Source organism: Sphingopyxis sp. (genome assembly GCF_016463645.1).
Lineage (GTDB): Bacteria > Pseudomonadota > Alphaproteobacteria > Sphingomonadales > Sphingomonadaceae > Sphingopyxis.
Genome location: NZ_JAEMQX010000009.1, coordinates 63,339 through 69,418, shown reverse-complemented (window position 1 = coordinate 69,418; position 6,080 = coordinate 63,339). Strand labels below are relative to the sequence as shown.

4 protein-coding genes are annotated in these 6,080 nt (G+C 66.6%); all 4 read left to right on the top strand.

Annotated features, from left to right (window positions below; genetic code table 11):
* The coding region (locus JHC57_RS04285) for a glycoside hydrolase family 125 protein (protein WP_294028810.1) at positions 1-150 on the top strand (150 nt) is incomplete at its 5' end.
* Between the two features lie 14 nt (positions 151-164).
* A complete protein-coding gene (locus JHC57_RS04280; RefSeq protein ID WP_294028806.1) occupies positions 165-2,501 on the top strand; it encodes a GH92 family glycosyl hydrolase in 2,337 nt (778 codons plus the stop codon).
* A gap of 189 nt (positions 2,502-2,690) precedes the next feature.
* A complete protein-coding gene (locus tag JHC57_RS04275) occupies positions 2,691-3,626 on the top strand; it encodes an ROK family protein (protein WP_294028805.1) in 936 nt (311 codons plus the stop codon).
* Between the two features lie 58 nt (positions 3,627-3,684).
* Complete coding sequence (locus JHC57_RS04270) at positions 3,685-6,015, top strand: GH92 family glycosyl hydrolase (protein WP_294028804.1); 2,331 nt, start codon at positions 3,685-3,687, stop codon at positions 6,013-6,015.
* Positions 6,016-6,080: the final 65 nt, after the last annotated feature.

Below are 6,080 nucleotides of genomic sequence, written 5' to 3'. Positions count from 1 at the left end.
GGCGGCACCGGCTTCATGCACGAAAGCTTCCACAAGGACGATCCGAAGAACTTCACGCGCAGCTGGTTCGCCTGGGCGAACGCGCTGTTCGGCCAGCTGATCGTCGAGGTCGCCGACAAGCGCCCCGCGCTGCTGGCGCGGCCGCTGTGAGCGGAGCGGGCGCGATGATGACGACGAGCCGCCGCCAGCTTCTCGCCACAACGGGCTTGCTTGCGCTCGGCGGTGCCGTCCCCGCAGGCTGTTCGCGCTCGGTGGCGGGCGGCGCCGCGCTCGCGCCCGGCAAGCCGAACCTCTTCATCGGCACCGGCGGGCATGGTCACACCTTCCCCGGCGCGTCGCTGCCGTTCGGGATGGCACAATTGAGCCCCGATACGAACACCCATGGCTGGGACGCCTGCTCGGGCTACCACCAGAAAGACGGCTCGATCATGGGGTTCAGCCATACGCACCTGTCGGGCACCGGCATCGGCGACATGCTCGACGTACTCGTCGTGCCGACGCGGCGCGAGCTGAAACTCGAACCCGGCACGATCGAAAAGCCCGGCGAGGGGTTTCGCCAGCGCTATTCGGACGAGCATGCCGAGCCCGGCTATTACCGAGTGAAGCTCGAGACCGGCGTGCTCGCCGAACTCACCGTTACCGAACGCTGCGGGCTGCACCGCTATCATTTCGGTCAGGGCGCGGGCCATATCCTGATCGATTTCGCGCATGCGATCGAGGATGACTGGGACAAGGGTATCGTCGTCGAAAAGGCGTCGCTCGACCTCGGCGAGGACGGCACGCTCACCGGCAGCCGGCAGGTCAACCGCTGGGCGAAGGGCCGCCATATCCATTTCGCGATGCAGATGTCGCGCCGCCCCGACCGGGTGCAATTTTTCGGCGACGACGGCAAACCCGCGCCCGACGGCGCCAAGTCGATCAAGGGCAACAGGCTCAAGGTCGCTTTCTTCTTCGACGAGGCGGGCGGCGATCCGATCCTGATCAAGACCGGCCTTTCGGCGGTCGCGGTGCAGGGCGCGCGCGATGCGCTCGCCTATGAGGCGAAGGGCTGGGATTTCGACGGTGCGGTAAAGTCCGCGCGCGGCATCTGGGCCAAGGCGCTCGGCGGCATCCGCGTGGCGGGAGGGACCGAGGCGCAGCGCACGATCATGACGAGCGCGCTCTATCATGCGCAGCTCGCGCCGACGCTCTTCACCGACCGCGACGGCCGCTATGTCGGGCTCGATCGCGAGGTGCACCGCGCCGAGCAGGGCGAGGAGGCGTTCAGCACCTATTCGCTGTGGGACACCTATCGCGCGCTCCATCCGCTGCTGACTTTGATCGACCCCGAGCGCGCTGCGCTGCTCGTCCGCGATATCTGCCGCCAGACCACGCAGAGCCCCGCCGGGCCGCTTGTCTGGCCGCTGCAGGGGGTCGAAACCGCGTGCATGATCGGCTGGCACGGCGTGTCGGTGCTCGCCGAGGCGCATGCGAAAGGCATCAGCGCCGACTATGCCGCCGCATGGCCGAACATCCGCCGCCGCGCCTTCGACCGCGATTACAAGGATATCGACAGCACGCTCGGCCGCGGCTTCTATTACGACCTCGGCTATATTCCGTGCGACGAGGTGTGGGAATCGGTCAGCCGGACGCAGGAATATGCCTATGACGACTGGGCGATGGCGCATCTCGCCGATGCCGTCGGCGCCAAGGACGACGCCGCGGCATTGCGCAAGCGCGCGCGGAACTATCGCGGCGTCATCGACCCCGAAACCCGCTTCGCGCGCCCGCGCTTCAGGGACGGAAGCTGGTGGAAGGATTATGACCCGGTCCAGATCGGCCACAATGTCAAGAAATGGCGCGACTATACCGAGGCGAACGGCTGGCAGGCGACCTTCCTCAACCAGCACGACGTCTATGGACTGATCGGGCATTTCGGCGGCGACGCGGAATTCGAGAAAAAGCTCGACGCGCTGTTCAACGCGCCCTCGACCCTGCCCGACAATGCGCCGCCCGACATTTCGGGGCTCGTCGGCCAATATGCGCATGGCAACGAGCCCAACCACCATGTCGCCTATATGTACGCCTATTGCGGCGCGCCCGCGAAGACGCAGGCGATGGTGCGGCGTCTGCTCGTCGAGATGTACAGGAACGACCCCGACGGCGTGATCGGCAATGACGACTGCGGCCAGATGAGCGCTTGGTTCATCCTCTCGGCATTGGGCTTCTATCCGGTCGATCCGGTGAGCGCGATCTACGTCTTCGGATCGCCGCTGTTCGACGTCGCCGAGGTGACGGTCGGCGCGGGCAAGACGCTCACCGTCCGCGCCGGGGGCAATGCCCCCGACCGGCCTTATGTGCAGTCGGTGCGCTGGAACGGCAAACCGTGGAGCCGGAACTGGATCGCGCATCGCGACCTGATCGGCGGCGGCGAGCTTGTCTTCGAGATGGGCGCCAAGCCGTCGCAATTCGGCACCGCCAAGGCCGACCGCCCGCCTTCCTTCGGCTCGGCCCCCGCATGACGCAAATTTGCGACAAGTTTTTGATAGCGAAAAGAAAATGATAAGAACGGAATCCCTCGTGAAATCTCTCCCAATCCTGCCATCTGCCGGATCAGAAACCATGTTTCCGGCCGCCTGCCGGGCTTCGGCCTTGCGCTGCGGCACTGCGCCCGTCAGAAGCCACAGCGATCGGGTGAGGGGATGGCGCTGATGGATGGTCCTGTAACAGACCGCGGCGGGGCGCGCCTGTTCGCCGGCGTCGAACTCGGCGGCACCAAATGCGTCGTCACGCTTGCCGCGGGTCCGGACGACATCCGCGACCAGCGGACGATCGCTACCACCGTGCCATGGGAAACGCTGCCCGCGATCAAGGCGGTGCTCGATGAATGGGCGACGTCGCACGGTTTCTGCGGTCTCGGGATCGCATCCTTCGGCCCGATCCGGGTCGATCCCGCCAAAGCCGATTACGGGCAGATCGGCGCGACGAACAAGGCCGATTGGGAGGGGGCCGACCTGCTCGGGCCGCTGCAATCGGCGTTCGCTGTTCCGATCGGGTTCGATACCGACGTCAATGGCGCCGCGCTCGCGGAAATCCGCTGGGGAAGCGGTCGCGGGCTCGACGATTTCGCCTATGTCACCGTGGGCACCGGGGTCGGGGTCGGGTTGATCGTTCACGGTCGTCCGACGCGCGGGTTCAGCCACAGCGAGATCGGTCATGTTCTCGTCCCGCGCCTCGCCGGCGACGATATGACCAGCGTCTGCCGCTTCCACGACGATTGCGTCGAGGGACTGGCGTCGGGCACTGCGCTGAAAGCGCGGCTGAATGGCCGCTCGCTGTCCGACGTCGGACCCGACGATCCGGTGTGGGAGCCGATCGTGCACACGCTCGCGACGATGGTGCATGCGCTGGCCTGCACGACCGGGCCGATGCGCGTCGCGATGGGCGGCGGCGTGCTCTCGGGCCAGCCGCAGTTGCTTCCCCGCATCAACGCAAAGCTCGAGGCCAGCCTTGCGGATTATATGCAGGTCCCCGGCAATGGCGCCTATGTCATCTCGCCCGAGCTCGGGACGATGGCCGGCCCGCTGGGCGCGATTGCGCTGGCGATGGATGCGGTCGAAAGCGCCGGCACCCATGCGGCCGCGTGAAGCTCGGGCTTCGCGTTCGCCGTTGGACAGCGCGCCCGGGCGGCGGCACAAGGGCGTCATGAAACGCCTCGCCACCGCCGCTGCGCTGCTCGCCCTCCTGCCGATCCAGTCCTTCGCCGAACAGCCGGGGCCCGATCCGCTGGGCTTCGTCGATCCGATGATCGGTACCGGCCCCGAAGGCCACACCTTCCCCGGCGCGACCGCGCCCTTCGGCATGGTGCAACTGTCGCCCGACACCGACGCGACATGCCAGATCCGCGACTGCTACGATCATGCCGCGGGCTACAGCTACCACGACCCGACGATCCAGGGGTTCAGCCACACCCATTTCTCGGGCGCGGGTCATTCGGACCTCGGCGACATCCTCGTCATGCCGCAGGTCGGCGAAGTGAAGCTCGATCCGGGCGATCCGAAGCAGCCCGGCTCGGGCTATCGCCAGCGCTTCGACCATGCGACCGAAAAGGCGAGCCCCGGCTATTATGCCGTCACCCTCGCCGACAGCGGCATCCGCGCCGAACTCACCGCTGGCACGCGCGTCGGCGTCCACCGCTACAGCTTCCCCGCGGGCAAGGACGCGCATCTGCTCCTCGACCTCCGCTCGTCGCTCTACGACTATCCGGGCAAGATCCTCTGGTCGGGGCTGCACCTTCGCTCCGACGGCACGCTCACCGGTTTCCGCGAGACGCGCGGCTGGGCGCCCGGCCGCAAGCTCTATTTCGCGATGCGCTTCTCGGCGCCGCTCAAGTCCCACGCCTTCCTCGATCGCGACGAGAAAGTGCCGTACAAGGGTTTCCAGGCACCCGGCCGCGGCAGCGATGCGCTCGCTGAAAAACTCGGCAAGGCGCTCGAGGCGAAGCTCGATTTCGGGGCGCTGACGGCGCCGCTCGAAGTCCGCGTCGCGCTCTCGGGCGTCGACGAGGCGGGCGCTATCGCCAACCTCGACGCCGAGGGCGCCGGCTTCGACGCCGTCCGCGCCCGTACCGAAGGCGAATGGCGCACGGCGCTCGGCGCGCTCCGGATCGAGGCGCCCGCGCCGATGCGCACCAATCTCTACACCGCGCTCTATCACAGCCTGCTCGCGCCGAGCGTGTGGAGCGACGTCGACGGACGCTATCGCGGCCCCGACGATGCGGTCCACAGCGCGAAGGATTTCACCTTCCGCTCGACCTTCTCGCTGTGGGACACGTTCCGCGCGCAGCACCCGCTGCTCACGCTTGTCGCCCCCGACCGGACCAACAGCGACATCGTCAAATCGCTCGTCGCGAGCCGTAAGCATAGCCCGCACGGCATCCTCCCCGTGTGGCAGTTCCACGGCCGCGAGACATGGACGATGATCGGCTATCACGCGGTCCCGGTGATCGCCGATGCCTATATGAAGGGCGTCGGCGATTTCGACGCGAACGAAGCCCTCGAAGCAATGGTCGCGAGCGCCGAATACGCCCCCTATGGCGGGCTCGGCGACTATATGAAGCTCGGCTATGTCGCGATCGACCGCGAGCCCGAGGCGGCGTCGAAGACCGTCGAATATGCCTATGACGACTGGACGATCGCGCGCATGGCGGAGAAAATGGGCCGCAAGGACATCGCCGACCGCTTCTACAAGCGCGCCGGTTACTGGCGGAACAGCTTCGATGCCAGGACCGGCTGGCTCCGCGCGCGCAAGGCCGACGGCAGCTTCCGCACCCCGTTCGACCCCACCGCGATCAACTATGGCTCGGACTATACCGAGGGCAATGCCTGGCAATATTCGTGGTTCGTCCCGCAGGATCAGGCCGCGCTCTTCCGCATCCTCGGCGGCGATGCGAAGACGATCGCGAAGCTCGACGCGATGTTCGATTACGACAATTCGAAGCTCGACTATAGCCATGCCGAGGATATCGCCGGGCTGATCGGCCAGTATATCCACGGCAACGAGCCGAGCCACCATGTCGCCTATCTCTACGCCTATGCCGGCGCGCCGTGGCGGACGCAGGAGCGACTGAAGCAGATCGTCGACAGCCAGTACAAGCCGACCCCCGACGGGCTTTCGGGCAACGACGATCTCGGCCAGATGTCGGCTTGGCTCGTCTTCACCGGGCTCGGTTTCTATCCGGTCGCGCCGGGGTCGAACCAATATGTCATCGGGCGCCCCTTCGTCGATCGCGCGGTGCTGAACCTGCCCGGGGGCAAGCGCTTCACCATCGAGACTGCGGGCCTTTCGGAAGCCAACCCCTATGTCGGCAAGGTGGAACTCAACGGCAAGCCGCTGACGCGCAGCTGGATTTCGGACGCCGAGATCCGCGGCGGCGGTACGCTGCGCTTCACGATGCAGGCGAAGCCCGACGCGGCATGGGGAAAAGCCCCCGCCGCGCGCCCCCATTCGCAATCGACGGAGCGTGGCGCGCGCTGATCGGGGATTTTCTCACCAGAGCTTGATTCCCGATACCTTTCCCGGGCACCTTGGTCGCTCAACGA

Bases quoted from the DNA above. Each gene is read 5' to 3' on its own strand.
- JHC57_RS04280 (WP_294028806.1), top strand. From the start codon at position 165: ATGATGACGACGAGCCGCCGCCAGCTTCTCGCCACAACGGGCTTGCTT.
- JHC57_RS04275 (WP_294028805.1), top strand. From the start codon at position 2,691: ATGGATGGTCCTGTAACAGACCGCGGCGGGGCGCGCCTGTTCGCCGGC.
- JHC57_RS04270 (WP_294028804.1), top strand. From the start codon at position 3,685: ATGAAACGCCTCGCCACCGCCGCTGCGCTGCTCGCCCTCCTGCCGATC.